This window comes from Saccharopolyspora flava (assembly GCF_900116135.1).
GTDB lineage: Bacteria > Actinomycetota > Actinomycetes > Mycobacteriales > Pseudonocardiaceae > Saccharopolyspora > Saccharopolyspora flava.
On the sequence record NZ_FOZX01000009.1, the window covers coordinates 239459 to 258516 of the forward strand.

Annotated in this window: 18 protein-coding genes; 7 read left to right on the forward strand and 11 right to left on the reverse strand. The window is 70.9% G+C overall.

Annotated features, from left to right (window positions below):
- The first annotated feature begins 10 nt into the window (after positions 1 to 10).
- The 4 genes from sfnG (at position 11) to BM424_RS23230 (ending at position 4904) form a co-directional block, all read left to right on the forward strand.
- On the forward strand, positions 11 to 1126 hold the full coding sequence (gene sfnG, locus BM424_RS23215; RefSeq protein WP_093421837.1) for a dimethylsulfone monooxygenase SfnG: 1116 nt from the start codon (positions 11 to 13) through the stop codon (positions 1124 to 1126).
- 27 nt (positions 1127 to 1153) lie between these two features.
- Positions 1154 to 2374, forward strand: a complete 1221-nt coding sequence (locus BM424_RS23220; protein WP_093421839.1) for an acyl-CoA dehydrogenase family protein — start codon at positions 1154 to 1156, stop codon at positions 2372 to 2374.
- A gap of 284 nt (positions 2375 to 2658) precedes the next feature.
- Complete coding sequence (locus tag BM424_RS23225; protein ID WP_093421841.1) at positions 2659 to 3678, forward strand: LLM class flavin-dependent oxidoreductase; 1020 nt, start codon at positions 2659 to 2661, stop codon at positions 3676 to 3678.
- 98 nt (positions 3679 to 3776) lie between these two features.
- Positions 3777 to 4904, forward strand: coding sequence for an NAD/NADP-dependent octopine/nopaline dehydrogenase family protein (locus BM424_RS23230; protein WP_093421844.1), 1128 nt, complete (start codon positions 3777 to 3779; stop codon positions 4902 to 4904).
- Here the strand turns inward: BM424_RS23230 and BM424_RS23235 are convergent.
- Genes BM424_RS23235 through BM424_RS23245 form a run of 3 tightly spaced genes read right to left on the reverse strand, consistent with a single transcriptional unit; the run spans position 4834 to position 8068 of the window.
- Positions 4834 to 5679, reverse strand: a complete 846-nt coding sequence (locus BM424_RS23235) for an SDR family NAD(P)-dependent oxidoreductase (protein ID WP_093421846.1) — start codon at positions 5677 to 5679, stop codon at positions 4834 to 4836. The two genes, BM424_RS23230 and BM424_RS23235, sit on opposite strands and share 71 nt — an antisense overlap.
- Positions 5679 to 6578, reverse strand: a complete 900-nt coding sequence (locus BM424_RS23240) for an alpha/beta fold hydrolase (protein WP_093421849.1) — start codon at positions 6576 to 6578, stop codon at positions 5679 to 5681. The genes BM424_RS23235 and BM424_RS23240 overlap by 1 nt, the downstream gene beginning before the upstream one ends.
- Positions 6575 to 8068: a flavin-containing monooxygenase gene (locus BM424_RS23245; RefSeq protein ID WP_093421851.1), complete on the reverse strand. Its 1494-nt coding sequence runs from the start codon at positions 8066 to 8068 to the stop codon at positions 6575 to 6577. The genes BM424_RS23240 and BM424_RS23245 overlap by 4 nt, the downstream gene beginning before the upstream one ends.
- A 101-nt stretch (positions 8069 to 8169) precedes the next feature.
- Between BM424_RS23245 and BM424_RS23250 the strand changes: the two genes are divergently transcribed.
- Positions 8170 to 9405: a PucR family transcriptional regulator gene (locus BM424_RS23250; protein WP_093421854.1), complete on the forward strand. Its 1236-nt coding sequence runs from the start codon at positions 8170 to 8172 to the stop codon at positions 9403 to 9405.
- A gap of 140 nt (positions 9406 to 9545) precedes the next feature.
- Here BM424_RS23250 and BM424_RS23255 read toward each other — a convergent pair whose 3' ends face one another.
- Entirely contained in the window at positions 9546 to 10757 is a 1212-nt protein-coding gene (locus BM424_RS23255; RefSeq protein WP_245776065.1) for a glycoside hydrolase family 27 protein, read from the reverse strand.
- A 266-nt stretch (positions 10758 to 11023) separates the two neighbouring features.
- Between BM424_RS23255 and BM424_RS23260 the strand changes: the two genes are divergently transcribed.
- Positions 11024 to 12214, forward strand: coding sequence for a zinc-dependent alcohol dehydrogenase (locus BM424_RS23260; protein ID WP_093421856.1), 1191 nt, complete (start codon positions 11024 to 11026; stop codon positions 12212 to 12214).
- Between the two features lie 239 nt (positions 12215 to 12453).
- Here BM424_RS23260 and BM424_RS23265 read toward each other — a convergent pair whose 3' ends face one another.
- The 5 genes from BM424_RS23265 to BM424_RS23285 all read right to left on the reverse strand — a co-directional run bounded on the left by BM424_RS23265 (position 12454) and on the right by BM424_RS23285 (position 15113).
- Positions 12454 to 12642 (reverse strand): hypothetical protein, encoded by a 189-nt coding sequence (locus tag BM424_RS23265; protein WP_093421859.1) that lies wholly within the window; start codon positions 12640 to 12642, stop codon positions 12454 to 12456.
- Between the two features lie 125 nt (positions 12643 to 12767).
- Complete coding sequence (locus BM424_RS23270) at positions 12768 to 13745, reverse strand: TIGR03557 family F420-dependent LLM class oxidoreductase (RefSeq protein WP_093422026.1); 978 nt, start codon at positions 13743 to 13745, stop codon at positions 12768 to 12770.
- 109 nt (positions 13746 to 13854) lie between these two features.
- Positions 13855 to 14148, reverse strand: coding sequence for a WhiB family transcriptional regulator (locus BM424_RS23275; protein ID WP_093421861.1), 294 nt, complete (start codon positions 14146 to 14148; stop codon positions 13855 to 13857).
- Between the two features lie 84 nt (positions 14149 to 14232).
- Positions 14233 to 14688, reverse strand: coding sequence for an ATP-binding protein (locus tag BM424_RS23280; RefSeq protein WP_093421864.1), 456 nt, complete (start codon positions 14686 to 14688; stop codon positions 14233 to 14235).
- A gap of 50 nt (positions 14689 to 14738) precedes the next feature.
- Positions 14739 to 15113, reverse strand: coding sequence for an STAS domain-containing protein (locus BM424_RS23285; protein ID WP_175548226.1), 375 nt, complete (start codon positions 15111 to 15113; stop codon positions 14739 to 14741).
- A gap of 103 nt (positions 15114 to 15216) precedes the next feature.
- Between BM424_RS23285 and BM424_RS23290 the strand changes: the two genes are divergently transcribed.
- Positions 15217 to 16440 carry a PP2C family protein-serine/threonine phosphatase gene (locus tag BM424_RS23290; protein WP_093422028.1) on the forward strand — a complete coding sequence of 408 codons (1224 nt, stop codon included), beginning with the start codon at positions 15217 to 15219 and terminating at the stop codon, positions 16438 to 16440.
- Position 16441: 1 nt separating this feature from the next.
- On the opposite strand, the gene BM424_RS23295 is transcribed toward BM424_RS23290, so the two are convergent.
- Entirely contained in the window at positions 16442 to 16639 is a 198-nt protein-coding gene (locus tag BM424_RS23295) for a DUF2795 domain-containing protein (protein ID WP_093421869.1), read from the reverse strand.
- Between the two features lie 141 nt (positions 16640 to 16780).
- Positions 16781 to 19003, reverse strand: coding sequence for a GH92 family glycosyl hydrolase (locus BM424_RS23300; RefSeq protein ID WP_093421872.1), 2223 nt, complete (start codon positions 19001 to 19003; stop codon positions 16781 to 16783).
- Positions 19004 to 19058: the final 55 nt, after the last annotated feature.

Consider the following 19058-nt stretch of genomic DNA (forward strand, 5'->3'; position numbering starts at 1 on the left):
AGCAGATCGCATGACCGCCAACGAACCCCTGAAATTCGCCTACTGGGTGCCCAACGTCAGCGGTGGCCTCGTCACCAGCACCATCGAACAGCGCACCGAGTTCAGCTACGACTACAACAAGAAGCTCGCCGTGCTCGCCGAGAACAGCGGCTTCGAGTACGCCCTCAGCCAGGTCCGCTACGCCTCCAGCTACGGCGCCGCGCAGCAGCACGACCCGGCCGCGTTCAGCCTCGGCCTGCTCACCGCCACCGAACGGCTCAAGCTCATCGTCGCCGCCCACCCCGGGTTGTGGCACCCGGCGATCCTGGCGAAGTTCGGCATCACCGCCGACATCATCTCGCAGGGCCGGTTCGCGGTGAACATCGTCAGCGGCTGGTTCAAGGACGAGTTCACCGGCCTCGGCGAACCCTGGCTGGAGCACGACGAGCGCTACCGCCGGACCGAGGAGTTCATCCGCGTGCTGCGCGGGTTGTGGACCCAGCCGAACTTCGAATTCCCCGGCGACTTCTACCAGATCCACGACTTCAGCCTCCGCCCGCAGCCCCACGACGTGCCCGGCAGACCGCACCCGGAGATCTTCCAGGGCGGCAACTCCACCGCCGCCCGCCGGCTCGCCGGGTGCGTGTCGGACTGGTACTTCAGCAACGGCAAGGACTTCGACGGCTTCTCCGAGCAGGTCGCCGACGTCCGCGGTTTCGCCGCCGAGAACGGCCGTGCGGTGCGGTTCGGGCTCAACGGCTTCCTCATCGCCCGCGACACCGAAGCCGAAGCCCGCGACGTGCTCCGCGAGATCGTCGACAAGGCCGACGTGGACGCCGTCGAGGGATTCCGGAAGTCCGTGCAGCAGGCCGGGAACTCCACATCGGACGGCAAGGGCATGTGGGCCGACTCGGAATTCGCCGATCTCGTGCAGTACAACGATGGATTCCGCACCGGCCTGATCGGCACGCCCGAGCAGATCGCCCACCGCATCATCGAGTACAAGAAGCGCGGCGCGAACCTGCTGCTGCTCGGATTCCTGCACTACCTCGAAGACGTCGAGCACTTCGGCAAGGAGATCCTGCCGATCGTCCGCGAACTCGAAGCCGACCTCGACCGCACCGGCGACCCCGTCGGCGTCCGCTGAGCGCCAGACACCAGGAGGAGTGAAGTCATGACCGCCACCGCACAACGCCGCTTCACCGACCGACCCGAGACCACCCGGGGCTGGATCCAGCGAGCCCGAGAGGTCGCCGGCATCCTCGCCGAGACCGCGCTCGCCCGCGACCGCGCCAACGAGACCCCGCACGAGGAAGTCCGGCTGCTGAAGGAATCCGGCCTGGTCACGCTGCTCGGACCGCGCGAGCACGGCGGAGCGGGCGAGACCTGGCAGACCGCCTACCGCGTCATCCGCGAGGTCGCCCGGGGCGACGGGTCGATCGGCCAGCTGCTCGGCTACCACTACCTGTGGGCCTGGGCGGCGCGGCTGGTCGGCACGCCCGAGCAGATCGCCGAGGTCGAGCAGCTCTACACCGGCAACGAGTTCTTCTTCGGCGGCGCCGTCAACCCGCGCGACAACGACCTGGTCATCACCGACGAAGGCGACACGCTGGTCTACCGGGGTCGCAAGTCGTTCTCCACCGGCAGCAAGGTGTCCGACCTGACGGTGCTGGAAGGGGTGCTGGAGGGGACCGACACGCACGTCTTCGCCATCGTTCCCTCCCAGCAGGAGGCGATCGTCTACGGCGACGACTGGGACAACCTCGGCCAGCGCCTCACCGAGTCCGGCAGCGTGGAGATCAACGGCGTGCGGGTGCCCTGGGCCGCGGCGGCCGGGTTCGTGAACAAGGAGTTCCAGCCGCTGACCTACAACACGCTCAACGTGCCCACCATCCAGCTGGTGTTCACCAACTTCTACCTCGGCATCGCCCAGGCCGCGCTGGAAGCCGGGCTGTCCTACACCTCCCGGCACACCCGGGCCTGGCCCTACGGCGGCGACAACAAGGACTCCGCGGGCGAGGAGTTCTACATCCTCGACGGCTACGGGGACCTGCAGGCCAAGCTGTGGGCGGCCGAGGCGCTGGTGGACAAGGCGGGGGAGGAGATCTCGGCCGTGCTGCACGCCGACCGGGAGGCGCTGACCGAGCGGCAGCGCGGCGACGTCGCCGTGCGCATCGCCGCCGCCAAGCAGCGCGTCATCGACGTGGGACTGGAGATCGCCACCCGCGTCTTCGAGCTCACCGGTGCCCGCGCGTCGTCGAACTCGGTGGGACTGGACATCTACTGGCGCAACCTGCGCACCCACAGCCTGCACGACCCGGTCGCCTACAAGCGGACCGAAGTCGGCCGGTACGCGCTGCTCGGCGAGGTCCCCGAACCCACCTGGTACACGTGACCGGACCGCTGGCGGGGTGGAGGTTCACCCGAGAACCTCCACCCCTCGTGCGCTGCTCCCGTTCGGTGGGGAAGTCACCAGGGGACAGTTTTTCCTCGAATCACCCATGATCAATGTCCGTTTTGCCCAGACAGTTCTCACTAAAACTGTCCCCTGGTGACCACCCACCCCACCCGGCAGTCCGCTCACCCGACGAGATCTCGGGCGTCGGGTCGGTTGTGGAGCGGGGCGCTTCGAGGGGGAGGAAGCTGGGGATGTGGACCGCTTGTTGAGAGGGAGGGCACGTGCCTGTCGAAGGTGAAGCGTTGCGTCATCTGGGGTTCCTCACCATCGGGTTGTTCGACGAGGGGGATCCCGGGGCCGGTCACGAGAGCACGTTGCGGATCATCGAGCTGGGGGAGCGGCTCGGGTTCGACAGCGCCTGGGTGCGGCACCGGCACCTCCAGTTCGGGATCTCCTCGCCGGTCGCGGTGCTGGCCGCGGCGTCGCAGCGCACCACGCGCATCCAGCTGGGCACCGCCGTCACGCCGCTGGGCTGGGAGAACCCGCTGCGGCTGGCCGAGGACCTGGCCACCGTCGACGTGCTCTCCGGCGGCCGGCTCAACCCCGGTCTCAGCGTGGGGCGGCCCCGCGACTACGACGAGGTCAAGGGAGCGCTGTACCCGGACAGCGCCGAGCAGGAGGACTTCGGCTACGAGCGGGTGGCGCGGCTGCTCGCGCACGTGCGCGGCGAGCCGGTGACCGGGTGGAGCGGGACGGAGGGCTTCGAGGAGTACTCCGACCGGGTGCAGCCGCACTCGCCTGGCCTCGGCTCGCGGCTCTGGTACGGCGGCGGCAGCCTCGGCTCGGCGCGCTGGGCGGGTGAGCACCGCATGAACCTGCTGATCAGCAGCGTCGTCAAGGCCGAGGAGTCCGAGGACTTCGCCGAGATCCAGCGCGACCTCGTCCGCACCTTCCGGGCCCACCATCCCGACGGCGAGCGGGCGCGGGTGTCGCAGGGCCTCGTGGTGATCCCGACCGACTCTGCCACCCCGGAGCAGCGGGCGAAGTACGCCGACTACGTCGAGCGCCGCACCCCGCGCACCACCACCCCGCAGGGACCCGCACGGCTGTTCTTCGCCCGCGATCTGCTCGGCACCTCCGAGGAGATCGCCGAACAGCTCCACGCCCACGCCGGATTCCGCGAGGTCGACGAGGTGGCCTTCGCCCTGCCGTTCACCTTCGACCACGAGGACTACGTCCAGATCCTCACCGACATCGCAACCCACCTCGGCCCTCGCCTCGGGTGGCAGCCGCAGCCCTGACCCCGCGTTGTGGGGCGGGTCATACGGATCGCGGGAACCGGAGGTGGGGCTCGGGCCGACCACCTGGACGTGGGTCGATCGCGAAGGGAGAGACCGGCATGGGCGAGGTCGGCGTGATCGGAGCGGGTGGCGAAGGTCTGGCCGTGGCCGCGTGCCTGTCCGAGCGGGGGCGCCGGGTGCGGTTGTGCACCCGAGAACCCGCACGGGTGCGCGGGATTCGGGACTCCGGGACGATCCGCACCTCCGGTGAGCTGCGGGGGTCGTTCCCGGTCGAGCAGGTCACCGACGATCCGGGGGAGCTGGCGGCGCGGTGCCGGGTGGTGGTCGTCGCCGCGATCACCACCGCCTACCCGGCGATCGCGGAGTCGCTGGGGCCGCACCTGACCGCCGACCACGTGGTCGTGCTGTTCTCCGGGAAGTTGTGCGGCTCGAGGGAATTCGCCGCCGCGCTGAGCAGGTCCGGGGCTGCGGGGATCGACGTGGTGGAGACCGACGCGCTGTTCGCCGCGCGGCCCGACGGCGACGACGGGGTGCGGGTGCTCGGCACCAAGCGCTGGAACCTGATCTCCGGGGCCACCCCCGGCGCGGTCGACCGGTGCGCGCCGATGATCCGGGAGTGGTTCCCGCAGCTCGAGATCGCCGACAACCTGGTCCACAGAGGACTCACCGACTTCGGGGCCGTCGCGCACGCCCCGATCGCGCTGGCCAACCTGGGCACCATCGACCGGGGCGAGGAGCTGCTGTTCTACCTCGACGGGCTCTCGGACCGGACGGTCGCGCTGCTGACCGAGGTGGAGCGGGAGTTCCGCGCCGTCGCCGAGGCCTACGGCGCCGCGCTGACCCCGATGCCGGAGGTCCTGGACCGCTACTACGGCTGCACGACCACGGGCCTGCTGGAGGCGATGCGCAGCGCCGAGCCCTACCGGACCATCCTCGCGCCCGCCTCGCTGGACCACCGGTTCCTGCACGAGGACATCGCCTCGACGCTGGTACCGCTGGAAGCGCTGGCCGAGCGCGCGGAGGTGGCCACGCCGATGGTCGGCTCCATCATCACCGTCATGTCCACGCTGTCCGGGAAGTCCTTCCGCCGCAGCGGAAGGACCCTCGAACGGCTCGGGTGGGCGGACCTCACCGCCGACGAGATCCGCCGCGAGCTCACATCCGCGAGAAGCGACGCCGCTCGAACCTCGCCGCCAGCGCCGGGTAGAGCCGCGGCACCAGTCTGACCAGCAGGTCCACGAACTTCGCGTCGTTGCCGACCAGCACCCGCTCCTTGCCCGCCTCGACGCCGTCGAGGATGATCCGGGCGGCCTGCTGCGGCGGCATCTTCAGCAGCTTCTCGTTGTAGGTGCGCACCCGGGCCTCCTCCTCGGGCGTGACCTCGCCGCGCCGCCGCGCGTCCGCCAGCCCCGACGAGGCGATGTTGGTGCGCACCCCGCCGGGATGCACCACCGTCACCCGCACCGGGTGCCCGGCCAGGAGCATCTCGGCGCGCAGGCTCTCGGTGAACCCGCGCACCCCGAACTTGCTGGCGCAGTAGGCGGTCATGCGCGACTGGCCCATGATGCCGTTGAGGCTGGAGACGTTGACCAGGTGCCCGTCACCGGAGGCGATCAGGTGCGGCAGGAACGCCTTGCTGCCGTGGATCACCCCGAACAGGTTGACGCCCAGCACCTTGTCGTAGGTCTCCCAGTCGTTGTCGGCGAGCGCCCCGCCCGCCGCGATGCCGGCGTTGTTGTACACCTGGTGCACCGCGCCGAAGTGCGCCGCCACCGACGCCGCGTAGGCCTCCACCGCCTCCCGGTCGCTGACGTCCAGCCGGGCCGAGTGCGCCTCGACGCCCATCGCCGCCAGCCGCTGCACCGTGTCGGCCAGACCGGCCTCGTCGACGTCCGACACCGCCACCCGCGCACCCCGGCGGGCCAGCTCGAACGCCACCTCGCGCCCGATGCCCGAACCCGCGCCGGTGACCACCGCGACCTTGCCGCGCACCTTGCTCATCAGGCCGTCTCCTTCGTCGCAGTGCCGATGTGATCGGTGGTCATCGCCACCAGCCGGTCGATCAGACCGGGCGCGATGTGGTGCCCCATGCCGTCGATCTCGACGTAGCGGGCACCCGGGATCGCCGCCGCCGTCGCGCGACCGCCGCTGACGTGCACCATCCGGTCGGTGTCGCCGTGGATCACCAGCGTGGGCGCGGTGATCCGGCGCAGTTCGGCGGTGCGGTCACCGCTGGCGTGGATCGCCCCGATCTGCCGCGGGCGTCCCTCCTTCGCCCGGGCACCGCCGCGCTCCCACAACCCGGCGGCCCACGCGCGCTCCAGGTCGTCGTCCGGCGGGAACGACGCCGAGCCGATGTGCCGCAGCATCCACAGGTGCCGCTCCACCGACTCCTCGACGGTGTGCGTCGGGCCCTTGGCCATCCGCACCAGCGTCGACCGGGCGGGCTGGCCCACCTTGCGCGCGCCCGTGGTGGAGAAGATCGAGGTCAGCGAGCCGACCCGGGCGGGGTGCCGCGCGGCGATCGTCTGCGCGATCATGCCGCCCATCGACATCCCCACCAGCTCGACCCGCTCCAGCCCCAGGTGGTCGAGCAGGCCGACGGTGTCGGCGGTCATGTCGCCCAGGTCGTAGGCGTCCGGACGCGGCCGCGCCAGCAGCTGCCGCAGCCGTCCCGGCGGGGGAGCGTCGATGCGCGACGAGCGGCCCGCGTCGCGGTTGTCCAGGCGCACCACCCGGAAACCGCGTTCGGTGAACCCGTCGACGAACCGCTGCGGCCACGACGTCAGATCCAGCCCCAGGCCTGCGATGAGCACCAGCGGCGTGCCGTCCTCCGGGCCGTCCACCCGGTAGCAGATCCGGGGCCCGGCGGGCAGATCGACGAAGCGGTCCTCGCTCACCGCGCCACCGCCTCGGTCTTGGCGCGGGCGAAGCGCAGCTCGGGATCGGTGACGCTGTCGGAACGCAGCAGCTTGACGTCGGTGTGGTAGCTCAGCGAGGTCAGCCACGGCATCCGGTCGCCCTGCTTGGGCAGCTGGTCCACCGCGCGCTGGATGTAGCCGGCGCCGAAGTCCAGGAACGGGCGCTTGGGCATCGCCGGGTCGCTGGGCTCGGGACGGCAGATGTCCAGGCCGTAGTGGTCCATGTGGGTCAGCAGGCGGCAGAAGTGCTCGCACAGCAGACCGATCTTCAGTGTCCACGACGAGTTCGTGTAGCCGATCGCGAAGGCGAAGTTCGGCACGCCGGAGAGCATCATGCCCTTGTAGGCGATGGTGTCCGGCAGGCTCACCCGCTCCCCGTCGACGATGAGCGGGACCCCGCCGAACGGCTGCACGTTCAGGCCCGTCGCGGTGATGATGACGTCGGCCTCGATCTCCGCGCCGGAGGTCAGCTGCACGCCCCGCTCGGTGAAGGTCTCGATCCGATCGGTCACCACCGAGGCCTCACCTCGCCGGATCGTCCGGAACAGGTCGCCGTCGGGCACCGCGCACAACCGCTGGTCCCACGGGTCGTAGGGCGGGTTGAAGTGCGTGTCCACCGGATAGCCCGCGGGCAGCGCCCTGGTGTTGACGAAGCGGATCAGCTTGCGCGCCGCCTTCGGGAAGCGCTGGCAGAAGCTCCAGACCAGCCGCTGCTGCAGGATGTTCTTGCGCCGCGCGATCGCGTAGCCGCGCTCCGCGCCGAACAGCCGGCCCGCGATGTTGGCCACCGCGTCCTTCTTCGGCACCGGCATGATGTAGGTCGGCGTGCGCTGCAGCATCGTCACGTGCGAGGCCGTCGCGGCCATCGCGGGCACCAGCGTCACCGCCGTCGCGCCGCTGCCGATCACCAGCACCTTCTTGCCCGAGTAGTCCAGGTCCTCCGGCCAGTGCTGCGGGTGGATGATCGGACCGGTGAAGCGCTCCCGGCCCTCGAAGTGCGGGGTGAAGCCCTCGTCGTAGCGGTAGTAGCCGCCCGCGCTGAAGATCCAGTTCGCGCTGAGCCGGTGCCGCTGCCCGGTCTCGGGGTTCTCGACCTCGACCACCCACCGGGCCCGCTCCGTCGACCACTCGGCGCCGACCACCTTGTGGTGGAAGCGGATGTGGGAGGTCAGGTCGTTCTCGGTGATCGTCTCGCGCAGGTAGTTCAGGATGCGCGGGGCCGAGGCGATCGACTCCTCGTCGCGCCACGGCTTGAACTCGTAGCCGAAGGTGTGCAGGTCCGAGTCGGAGCGGATGCCGGGATAGCGGAACAGGTCCCAGGTGCCGCCCGAGGCGCCGCGCGCCTCCAGGATCGCGAACGTCTTCGCCGGGTGCGAGGTCTTGAGGTAGCGGCCCGCGCCGATACCGGAGATGCCCGCGCCGACGACGAGCACGTCGAGGTGTTCGACCGAGGTGTCGGTGGTGGTCACTGCTGGTTGCTCCCCCGTGTGGACGGACTGCCGATGCCTCCTGAGCGTGCCTGCGGCCCGCTGGGTTGCGCCACAGCGACATGCACCAGGATCATGCCGGGATGGTGCACAACGCTGCGTCCGAGTGGCCGAGCCTGTCCCCGCGAGCGCGGGAGCTGTTCCGGCGCGGAGCCGAGATCGCGCTCAACCCGCACGCCGAGTGGGTCGAGGAGCTGCACGCCGCCGCGCTCGGCGGGGCCCGGGTGCGGCTGGTCGCCGAGGACCCGGCGCTGGCCGCGGCCACCCGCCGCGCCAACCTCGCCAACCTGCTGCACTGGGCCGCCGCCAACGTCCAGAACCCCGGCCGCCGGGTCCCGGCCAACACCGGCTCCGAACTCCTCGAAGCCGCCCGCGACCTGGTGCGACGGGGCCTGGACGAGACCGCGCTGGACTCCTACCGGACCGCGCAGAACGTCGCGTGGCGGCGCTGGATCGAGATCGTCTTCGAGCTCACCGACGATCCCGGCGACCTGCGGGAACTGCTCGACGTCTCCGCGGTGTCCATCGGGACCTTCATCGACGACACCGTCACCGCGGTCAGCGAGCGGATGCAGCACGAGCGCGACGAGCTCACCCGCGGTGCGCACGCCGAGCGTCGCGCCGCCGTGACGCTGCTGCTGGAGGGGGCGCCGATCGGGCGGGCCCGCGCCGAGAACCAACTCGGCTACCGGCTCGCCGGCCCGCACACCGCCGCCATCGTCTGGAGCGCGGCGAGCGGTTCGGAGCACCTCGAGGCCGCCGCCGAGGCGGTGATGCGCGCCGCGGGCGCCGACCACCGGCTCAATGTCATCGCCAGCGCCGCCGCCATGTGGGTGTGGCTGCCGGTGGCGACCCCGCCGTCCGCCGCCGAGCTCACTGCGCGGCTGGTCGACCACCCCGACGTCCACGTCGCCGTCGGCAGGCCCGGCAACGGCGTCGAGGGATTCCGCCGCAGCCACCTCGACGCCGCCACCACGCAGCGGATGCTCGCCCGGCTCACCTCACCGCAGCAGGTCGCCCGCTACCAGGACGTGCAGCTGGTGTCGCTGCTGACCAGCGAGCCGACCCAGACCGAGGAGTTCCTCGCCGACACCCTCGGCGACCTCCAGCACGCCGACGCCGACACCCGGGCGGCGGTGCTCACCTACGTCCGCGAGCTGGGCAGCACCACCCGCACCGCCGAACTCCTCTACACCCACCGCAACACGGTCCTGCGCCGCCTGGCCAGGGCCGACGACCTCCTCCCGCGCCCCCTCACCGAGAACGCCCTGGCGGTCGCGGCCGCCCTCGAAACCCTCCACTGGCGCGGCACAACCTGACCCCTCCCGCCCCGGTCCGCCGTCATCGGGTCAAAACCTCCGGTATTCGTCGGGTCAAAAACTGCGGTATTCGACCCGACGAAAACCGGGGTTTTCGACCGGGGGACGCACGGGTGGGGGAGGGAGCCAGGGGGAGAGCGTCAGTGGGGGGTGGCGCGGAGGAGGACCGCTGCGTGGGCGGGGACGTCGGCGGTGATGTCGGCCGTCGTGGTGGTTTCGGTGCGGGTCCAGAGGTTTCGGAGGGTGGCGGGGCCGGGTGCGCCGATCTCCGAGGTGGTGGTCGTGATGGTGGCGGGGGTGTTGGACCGGTTGAACAGGGCCAGTGCCTTGTCGCCGTTGGCGAGGGGTTTGAGCCAGATCTCCTGGTCCCCGTCGTCGCGGATCGGGGTGCCCTGGGCGCCGAGGGAGTCCTGGTCGATCGCGATGACCTCGGGGTTGGTGAGGATGTCGCGGACCTCGTCGGGCATGGAGCGGACGTCGTTGCCCGCGATGAGCGGGGAGGCCATCATCGCCCACATGCCGAAGTGGGCGCGCGCCTCGTCGTCGGTCAGGCCCGGGTAGCCGTCGACGTCGTGGACGCCGACCTCCAGCATGTCCGGGTCGTTCCAGTCGCCCGGGCCGGCGTAGCGCGCGAGATCCCGGTTGAAGTCGATGATGTCGACCACGCCCATCGGGAAGTCGTTGGTGTTGCCGGTTTCCCACACCGGGCGGATGTCGTCGGTCGTGCGCCACAGGTGCGCGCCCACGCCGGGAGCCCACTCCCACGGCGCGTTCTCACCCCACTCGCACACCGAGTACACGATCGGCCTGCCGGTGGCGCGCAGCGCCTCGCCCATCGTCGTGTAGCGCTCGGTCGCGGGAACGCCCTGGTTGTTGCAGTTGTCGTACTTGAGGTAGTCCACGCCCCACTCGGCGAACGTGGTCGCGTCGGTCTCCTCGTGACCGAGCGCGCCGGGCATGGTGTCGGCGCAGGTGCGGGTGCCCGCGCTGGTGTAGATCCCCAGCTTCATCCCGCGTTCGTGCACGTAGTCGGCGATCGCGGCGATGCCGCCGGGAAAGCGCTCGTGGTGCGGCTGCAACCGCCCGGAGGCGTCGCGCTCCGGCTCGGCCCAGCAGTCGTCGATGTTGACGTAGCGGTACCCGGCGTCGCGCATCCCCGAGGACACCAGCGCGTCGGCGGTCTCCCGGATGAGCTGCTCGTTGATGTCGCAGCCGAAGGTGTTCCACGAGTTCCAGCCCATCGGCGGTGTCGCCGCGAGGTCGTCGTCGGGCTCGGCGGTCGACGCGGGAACGACGGACAAGCAGGTGGTCACGGCGGCCAGGGCTGCGAAAGCGACTCGGTGCAACGGCATCGGCTTCTCCGCTCCGGAAGCACAACAGGCCACGTCACTGTCACACGGTCGAACACCGGCGAACAATCCCGACATTCAGGTGACTCGAGGGAAAACACCGGATCACAGCGAGATTTCCGCGAAGATCCAGGGATCGAAGCCCGATGCCGGTGCGCGGGAACGTCTCGAACGGCGCCGGCGAGGCCGTCCCCGGTGCGCAGGTTTGACGTCCTCGCCCGGCGGCAATGCCGTTGGTGGCAGACGACGATTCACCGAGGAGGTCGCAGGTGAAGGCACTGACCTGGCACGGTCCGCGCGACGTGCGCGTCGACGACGTGCCCGACCCGAGACTGGAGTCCGACACCGACGCGGTCATCCGCGTCACCAGCAGCGGGATCTGCGGCTCGGACCTGCACCTGTACGAGGTCATGGGGCCGTTCCTCGACTCCGGTGACGTGCTCGGCCACGAGGCCATGGGAGTCGTGGAGGAGACCGGCTCGGGGGTGTCGCACATCGCGCCCGGTGACCGGGTCGTGGTCCCGTTCAACATCTCCTGCGGCCAGTGCTGGATGTGCGAGCGCGGCTTGTTCGCCCAGTGCGAGACCACGCAGGTCAGCGAGCAGGGCAGCGGGGCGGCGCTGTTCGGCTACACGAGGCTCTACGGCAGCGTGCCCGGTGGGCAGGCCGAGTACCTGCGAGTGCCGCAGGCCCACTTCGGCCCCGTGAAGGTGCCCGAAGGGCCACCGGACGAGCAATTCGTCTACCTCTCCGACGTGCTGCCCACCGCCTGGCAGGCCGTCGAGTACGCCGACGTCCCGCGCGGCGGCACCGTCGTGGTCTTCGGCCTCGGCCCGATCGGGCAGATGGCCGCGCGCATCGCGCAGCACCACGGGTTCCAGCCGATCGCCGTGGACATCGTGCCCGAACGGCTCAACATGGCTCAGCGGCACGGGATCCGTACCATCGACGCGAGCGAGCACGACGACGTCGCCGAAGTGGTGCGCGAACTCACCGACGGTCGCGGCGCCGATTCGGTCATCGACGCGGTGGGCATGGAAGCCCACGGGTCCCCGGTCGCCGAGCTGGGGCAGAAGGTCGCGAGCGTGCTGCCGGACGCGGTGTCCGAACGCCTGATGTCGACGGCCGGCGTGGACCGGCTCTCGGTGCTGTACCAGTGCATCGACTGCGTGCGTCGCGGCGGCACGATCTCGCTCAGCGGCGTCTACGGCGGCATGGCCGACCCGATGCCGATGCTGACCCTGTTCGACAAGGGCGTGCGCATCGCCATGGGCCAGGCGCACGTGAAGCGCTGGATCCCGGACCTGATGCCGCTGGTGGGCGACGAGTCCGATCCGCTGGGAGTCGAGGACCTGGCCACCCATCACCTGCCGCTGCGGGACGCGCCGCGCGGCTACGACATCTTCCAGCGCAAGGAGGACGGCGCCATCAAGATCCTCCTCGAACCCCAAACCGCCTGACCCGGGGCCGGAAACCTCGGGGCTCCCCTGGTGCCGGTGCGCACCAGGGGACAGTTTTTGCCAGAACTGTCCGGACATTTCGGGCATCGAAAGGCGGCGGTTCTGGCAAAAACTGTCCCTTCCAGAGGAACTCGCCGTCCGGAACACCGGCACCCGGGTTCGCCGCCGCGGTCGCTGATCCCAGGACCTCGTGAAGCGGTGGCGCCCCGGGAGAACCGGGGCGCCACCGCTTCAGCTGGTCAGCGCTTCTTGTGCGGGCCGGTCTGGGGTGGCACGCGCGGGCCCGTGTCCAGCAGCGAGTTCGCCCGCCCGGAACGGTGCTGCTCGTCGTTGCGGGCCGTGGCCTCGTCCTTCGGCTTGGCGGGAGCGTGCTGGGCGATGCCGTCGCGCACCCGCTTGGTCAGTTGACGAATCCGGTCACCGGCCATGGTCGTGTCCTCTCAGCCGTCGTCGACAGATGTTCCGCACCACTCGGGTTGACGTTCCCGGCAGCGGTCAAACACGCCGACAGGGTCGAATTCGGGTGGGGTGGAACGAATCGGACCTCCCGGTGTCACTGCGGTGCGGCCTCGCGGAGGGCGGGCAGCAGCTTCTCGCGGGCGAAGCCGAAGAAGCCCGCGCGGTCCTCGTCCACGCCGACCTGCACCAGCGCGATGTCGGTGAAACCGGCCTTCCAGTACGCCGAAATCGACTCCACCATGGCGTCGACGTCCGGTCCGCACGGGATGCCCGAGGTGACGTCCTCCAGGCGCACGTGCTGCGTGGCTCCCGCGAAACCCGCCGGGCCGGGCAGTTCGGAGTTGACCTTCCAGCCCGAGGAGAACCAGCGCATCTGCGACCAGGCGCGCTTGGCCGCGGCTTCCTCCGACGGGTCCCAGCAGATCGGCTGCTGGCCGAACTTCCGGGCGCCCGCGCCGACCGCCCGGTCCCAGCCCTCGCACAGCGAGGACTCGGGCTGCACCGCGATCATCGCGTCCGACAGCGGGGCGAACCGGCGCACCGACTGATCACCCGAGACCGCGGTGGCGATCGGCACCCGCCGCTCGGGCAGGTCCCACAGCTTCGCCGAATCCACCCGGTAGTGGTCGCCGGTGAAGTTCACGTAGCCGCCCTCGAACAGCGAGGCGATGATCCGCAGCGCCTCGGTGAGCATCTCGTGGCGCACGTTCACCGGCGGCCAGCCACGGCCGATCACGTGCTCGTTGAGGTTCTCCCCGGCACCCAGGCCGAGGGTGAACCGGTCGTCGGAGAGCAACCCGATCGTCGCGGCCTTCTGCGCCACGATCGCCGGGTGGTAGCGCATGATCGGCGCGGTGACGAAGCTCATCAGGTCCATGCCCTCGGTCACCTGCGCCACGGCCCCCAGCACGCTCCACGCGTAGGGGGAGTGGCCCTGCTCGTCGAGCCACGGCGAGTAGTGGTCGCTCATCACCGCGAAGTCGAAGCCCGCGCGCTCGGCGGCCGAGGCCTGCTCGACCAGCTCGCGCGGACCCGACTGCTCCGTCATCAGCGTGTACCCGAACCGAACCATGTTCACCAGCCTTCCGGCGCCGTGCGGTCTGCTCCCGAGATAACCGCCGAGGCGGGAGGTGAAACCTGGTGCGCGTGGTCCCACCCCGAACGGGGAACCCACCGCGCTGTCAGGCCGCCGCGGCGCGACGGCGCGTTCCCAGCAGCGCCCGGCGCTCCTGCTCGCCGAGCCCGCCCCACACGCCGTAGGGCTCCTGCGCCCGGAGCGCGTGCTCGCGGCACTGCGCCATCACCGGGCAGCGCCGGCAGACCGCCTTCGCCTGCCGCTCGCGTTCGGCGCGCCGCTCGCCGCGCTCGTGGTCGGGGTGGAAGAAGCGGCTGGTCCGCAGGTCCCGGCACGCCGCGCGCAGCTGCCACTGCCAGGATTCGCTGGTCGGTTTGGGAAGCCGAGTCGTGGCGGTCATGCTCACCCCCGTCGAGGTACGTTGATCATGCCGTCGATCTCGGGAGTACCCGCAGGACCCGGAACTCACACAGGATCGCGGGGATCAGGCGTCGGCGGTGGTCACGTCGTCGCGGCGCGTCGGGACGGCCCAGCGCATCTGCACGCGGGTGCCGCGCTGACCGGAGGTCACGACCGCTTCGTCGGCGAGCCGCTCGATCAGCGGCAGGCCGCGCTGCCGCAGCGGGTCGCTGTCCTGCGGGGGACGCCAGCTGCCGTGATCGGTGACGGTGATCTCGATGCCGCTCGGGTCGCGCACCGCGTCCAGGTCGAACACCCCGTCGCCGTCGGCATAGGCGTGCTCCACCGCGTTGGCCATCGCCTCGTAGGTGGCCAGCGCCAGGGATTCGACGATCTCGTCGCCGAGCCCGGCCGCCCGGGCCCACCCGTCCACCTCGTCGCGCAGCACCGGCAGGTTCCCGGCGGAGGCGGGCACGCCGTGCCGCCGCAGTGCCTCCACCGCGGGGTCCGCCTCCGGCCCGCCTGGCTGAGCGGATGCCATAGCTCTACGTCCTCACGAATGTCCGGCTCGGTCCCGGCGAACCCGGTCGCTCACGAACCCGGAGCGCCCTGCAGGGCGCCTTCCCGGTCGCTGTAGACCTCGAACTCCTGGTCCAGCCCCATCAGCTGGATGGGGCGCAGCGTGGCCGGGTTGTTGGCCACGACCCGGAACCGGGTGCCGCGCGCCCCGGCGTCGCGGTGGGTGCGCACGAGCACGGCGAGACCGGCCGAGGACAGGAACGACACCGCCGTGATGTCGAGCACGAGGACGTCGGGCCGGTCCTCGACGGCCTGGTTGAGCACCGACTCCAGCTGCGGTGCGTTGACCAGTTCGACCTCGCCGGTGGCGGTGACGAACAGGGTGCGGTCCGACCACTCGGCCACCGCGCTGAAAGGTGCTCGGGGTTCGTTGATGTCGGATTCCATGGTTCCCATGATGGTGGGCGGCGGTATTCCTGGCAAAGATGCGCGACGGGACCCGGGTCTTCGTGCCCGGGCCGGGGAGCGAGGTGGCGCTATGCTGGCGGACATGCGTGCTTCCTCGGACTCGTCCGCCGAGGAGCGGTTGCGGCGCATCGAACTGGTCACGGACACCTCGCTGGCCCACCTGGACGTCGACGACCTGCTGCGGGAGATCCTCGCCCGCGTCCGCGACGTGCTGGGCGTGGACATGGCGACCGTGCTGCTGCTGGACCCGGACGGCGAGGAGCTCATCGCCACCGCCGCCGTGGGCATCGACGACGACGTCAAGCAGGGCGTGCGGATGCCGGTGGGCCACGGTTTCGCCGGAGCGGTGCTCTCCTGCGGCCAGGCCCGCGTGTTCAACCGGGTCACCGATGCGCTCCTGATCAGCCGAGCGTTGCGGGACAACGGGATTCGCTCGCTGGCCGGTGCCCCGATGGTCGCCGGTGGCGAGACGATCGGGGTGCTGTGCGTCGGCGCGACGAGGGAGGACGGCTTCGACGATCAGGACGCGCAGCTGGTGCGGGTCGCGGCCGACCGGATCGCCTCGGTGTCGCAGGTGGGGTCCTCGCGCGCCGAGCGCATCGCCGCCACCGTCCTGCAGCACAGCCTGCTCCCGGGGAAGCTGCCCGCGATCCCGGGCGCCACGATGGACGGTCGCTACGTCGGCGGCGCCGACCACGGCATCGGCGGCGACTGGTACGACGTGTTCCGGCTTCCCTCGGGCCGCATCGGCATCGTCGTCGGCGACGTGGTCGGGCACGGCCTGTCCGCCGCCGTGGTCATGGGACGGCTGCGCAGCGCGCTGCGCGCCTACGCGCTGGACGGCGAGGACCCGGCCCGGGTGCTGCACAAGCTCGACCGCAAGGTCACCCACTTCGAGCCGGACGCGATGGCGAGCGTCTCCTACGCGCTCTACGACCCGGAGACCGCCGGGCTGCGGTTCTCGCTGGCCGGGCACCTGGCGCCGGTGATGGCGCAGCCGGGCGGGCGAGCCGACGTCGTCGAGGCGCCGGTGGACCCGCCGGTGGGCGTCGAGGTGTCCCGGCGGGAGCGCCGCTCGACCGCGATCGAGGTGCCGCCGGAGTCGGTGGTGTGCTTCTACACCGACGGGCTCGTGGAACGCCGCGAGCAGCCGATCGACATCGGTCTCAAGGCCCTCCGCGAGGCCGTCACCTGCGCCCCGGCGGACGAGGTGTGCGCCTCGGTGATGAACCGGCTGGTGAGCTCGGCGCCCGCCGGGGACGACGTGACGCTGCTGGTGCTGAGCCGGGTCGCGCCGGCGAGCTGACTCAGCTGCCGAACGCGACCTCGTCGCGGACTTCCTCGTCCGTCTCGTAGGTCCGGTCGGGGACGAGGCGGACCGCGCGCAGCACCTCGCTGTCCACGCCCTGCTCCTCGGCGATGTGCACGAGTTCGGCCTTGCTCACCGGGTAGTGCACCTCCTTGAGGAAGGGCTGCACGCGGTCGGGGTCGGGTGGATGGGTCATGGTGGGCTCACCTCGCTCCAGGGGCGTCGGGATCTTCGGGCCTCGATGGCGGATTCCCGTTCCGCGCGGAGTTCAATCTGATCCGGCCGGGTGAATCACGTCGCGGGTGCCGGCCCGGGCAGGGCCGGCACCCGCCGGGGCTCAGCTCGGGGCGCCGTAGGACGGCGGGGCGTCCTGCGGCGCGCGGCCCCAGGTGGGGGAGGGCTGCTCGCCGACGGTGAAGTCGAGGGCGCCGCCGGAGGCGACGAAGTCCTCACCCACCCACGGCTTCGAGCTCTCGGCACCGTCGAGGCGCAACCCGCTGACGTACTTGGCGTTCTCCGAGGCACCGGGCGCGCTGATGTCGATGGTCGTGCCGTTGCCGCGGTCGATGCGCACCGAGGAGAAGATCGGGCTGGCCAGCACCAGCTCCGAGCGGCCCGGTGCCTGCGGGTACATCCCGATCGAGGCCCACACCGACCACGACGACATCTGGCCGAGGTCGTCGTTGCCGACCTCGCCGTCCGGCGCGGAGGTGAACAGCGACGTCAGCGCCCGCCGGACCACGTCCTGGGTCCGGTCCGGCCGGCCCGCGTAGGCGTAGGCCCACGGGGTGTTCAGCGACGGCTCGTTGCCCAGGTAGGCGTGCGGGGCGTCGGGACCGGCGTTGAGCTCGGCGAAGAACTCGTCCAGTCGCGGCACCACCTTCTCGTTCCCGCCCATCAGGTCGAACAGGCCGCGGTGGTTGAACGGCACCATCCACGTGTACTGGGCGCCGTTGCCCTCGGTGTACTCCTCGTGCTGCACCGGGTCGAACGAGGTGAACGAGCCGTCGGCGTTGCGCGGCTGCAGGTAGCCGTTGCCCGGGTTGAACAGGTTCGCGAAGTTCTGCGCCCTGCCCAGGAACTCGTCGTGCGCGGCGGTGTCGCCCAGCCGCCCGGCGAACTGCGAGATCGCGAAGTCGGCGCTGGCGTACTCCAGCGTCGTCGACACCGACTCGGTGGCGCCCTCCACGCCCGGCGGGATGTGCCCCAGCGAGTCGTACTCGTCGTGACCGGGCCGCTCGTCGTCGTTGGTGGCTCCTTCGCGCATCTCGCGCAGGGCGGCGGCGGTGTCGAAATCCGTTGCGCCGAACGCGTGCGCGCTCGCCACCATGATCGGCAGCGGGTCGCCGACCATCACCCCGGTGCCGCCGTTGGCGACCGTCCAGCGGTCGAAGTAGCCGCCCTGCTCGGACTGGTTCACCGCCGACTGCGCGATGTCGGAGGCGATGTCCGGGGCGAGCAGCGCCACCAGCGGCAGCTGCGACCGGTAGACGTCCCAGCCCGAGTAGTTCGCGTACTGCGCGTGCCCCTCGGCCGCTCGGTGCACCTGGCCGTCGAAACCCGCGTACTGGCCGTTGACGTCGCTGAACACGTTGGGGTGCAGCAGCGAGTGGTAGAGGCCGGTGTAGAGGCGCCGCCGGTCCTCGTCGCTGCCGCCGCCGACGTCGATGCGCCCCAGCATCCCGTTCCACGCCGCGCGGGTGCCGTCGCGGATCTCGTCGAAACCGCGCCCGGACTGCTCGGTCTCGGCGTTGGCGCGGGCGTTATCGGCGCTGACGAAGGAGATCCCGATCCGGCCGACGACGCTCGCCGCCTGCGCCGTGTCGAACTGCACGAACGCCCGGCCGCCGTCGACCTCGCGGTGGGTGAAGTCGCGGTCGAAGGTCGCGTGGAAGTACACGCGGTAGTGGTTGTCGGCACCGCAGAACCCGCCGCCGTCGCTGTAGCCGCTGATGCTGTTCGGGCCGATCTGGAGCGACCCGGTGGCGTCGTTGAACGCCTTCGCCGCGTCCACCGACAACCCGGCGGGCTGCCCCTGCGGGTAGGTGAACCGCGCGACGCCGGAGCGCTGCGTGGCCGACAGCTCGGCCCGCAACCCGTTGTCGAAGGTGACGTCGTAGGCGCCGGGGGAGGCGGACTCGTTGTCGTGCAAGAAGGAGTAGTCGGCCACCGGGGAGTCGCCGAGGACCGGCATGAACGGGACGTTGCCGAAGTCCCCGCAGCCCGCGCCGGAGAGGTGGGTGAGGCTGAAACCGCGGATGCGGTCGTCGTCGTAGGAGTAGCCGCCGTGCTGGTAGGTCGCGGTGTCCGGGCTGAACTGCATCATCCCGAACGGTGCCACCGCGCCGGGGAAGGTGTTGCCCGCGCCGCCGCCGTGGCCGAAATCGGGCCCGCCGGGCCGCGTTCCGACGAACGGGTTGACGTACTGGGCCGGATCGTCGATCGCCGCATCGGCCGCCGGGGCCAGTGCGAGCGCGGTCGCCGCGGCGAGGGCGGCCGCCGCGAGTCTGCCGGGAACGTGGGGTCGTCGAACGGTCTTGACGGCGTGCTGGCGTCGCACAGGAAGACCTCCCGATGGACAACGTTGTCTAGACCAGGATCTCCTCAACGTAGCG

Excerpts from the sequence above, each read along its gene's own strand:
- sfnG (WP_093421837.1), top strand. The coding sequence starts at position 11 with ATGACCGCCAACGAACCCCTGAAATTCGCCTACTGGGTGCCCAACGTC.
- BM424_RS23220 (WP_093421839.1), top strand. The coding sequence starts at position 1,154 with ATGACCGCCACCGCACAACGCCGCTTCACCGACCGACCCGAGACCACC.
- BM424_RS23230 (WP_093421844.1), top strand. The coding sequence starts at position 3,777 with ATGGGCGAGGTCGGCGTGATCGGAGCGGGTGGCGAAGGTCTGGCCGTG.
- BM424_RS23235 (WP_093421846.1), bottom strand. The coding sequence starts at position 5,679 with ATGAGCAAGGTGCGCGGCAAGGTCGCGGTGGTCACCGGCGCGGGTTCG.
- BM424_RS23250 (WP_093421854.1), top strand. The coding sequence starts at position 8,170 with ATGGTGCACAACGCTGCGTCCGAGTGGCCGAGCCTGTCCCCGCGAGCG.
- BM424_RS23255 (WP_245776065.1), bottom strand. The coding sequence starts at position 10,757 with ATGCCGTTGCACCGAGTCGCTTTCGCAGCCCTGGCCGCCGTGACCACC.
- BM424_RS23265 (WP_093421859.1), bottom strand. The coding sequence starts at position 12,642 with ATGGCCGGTGACCGGATTCGTCAACTGACCAAGCGGGTGCGCGACGGC.
- BM424_RS23270 (WP_093422026.1), bottom strand. The coding sequence starts at position 13,745 with ATGGTTCGGTTCGGGTACACGCTGATGACGGAGCAGTCGGGTCCGCGC.
- BM424_RS23275 (WP_093421861.1), bottom strand. The coding sequence starts at position 14,148 with ATGACCGCCACGACTCGGCTTCCCAAACCGACCAGCGAATCCTGGCAG.
- BM424_RS23280 (WP_093421864.1), bottom strand. The coding sequence starts at position 14,688 with ATGGCATCCGCTCAGCCAGGCGGGCCGGAGGCGGACCCCGCGGTGGAG.
- BM424_RS23285 (WP_175548226.1), bottom strand. The coding sequence starts at position 15,113 with ATGGAATCCGACATCAACGAACCCCGAGCACCTTTCAGCGCGGTGGCC.
- BM424_RS23290 (WP_093422028.1), top strand. The coding sequence starts at position 15,217 with ATGCGTGCTTCCTCGGACTCGTCCGCCGAGGAGCGGTTGCGGCGCATC.
- BM424_RS23295 (WP_093421869.1), bottom strand. The coding sequence starts at position 16,639 with ATGACCCATCCACCCGACCCCGACCGCGTGCAGCCCTTCCTCAAGGAG.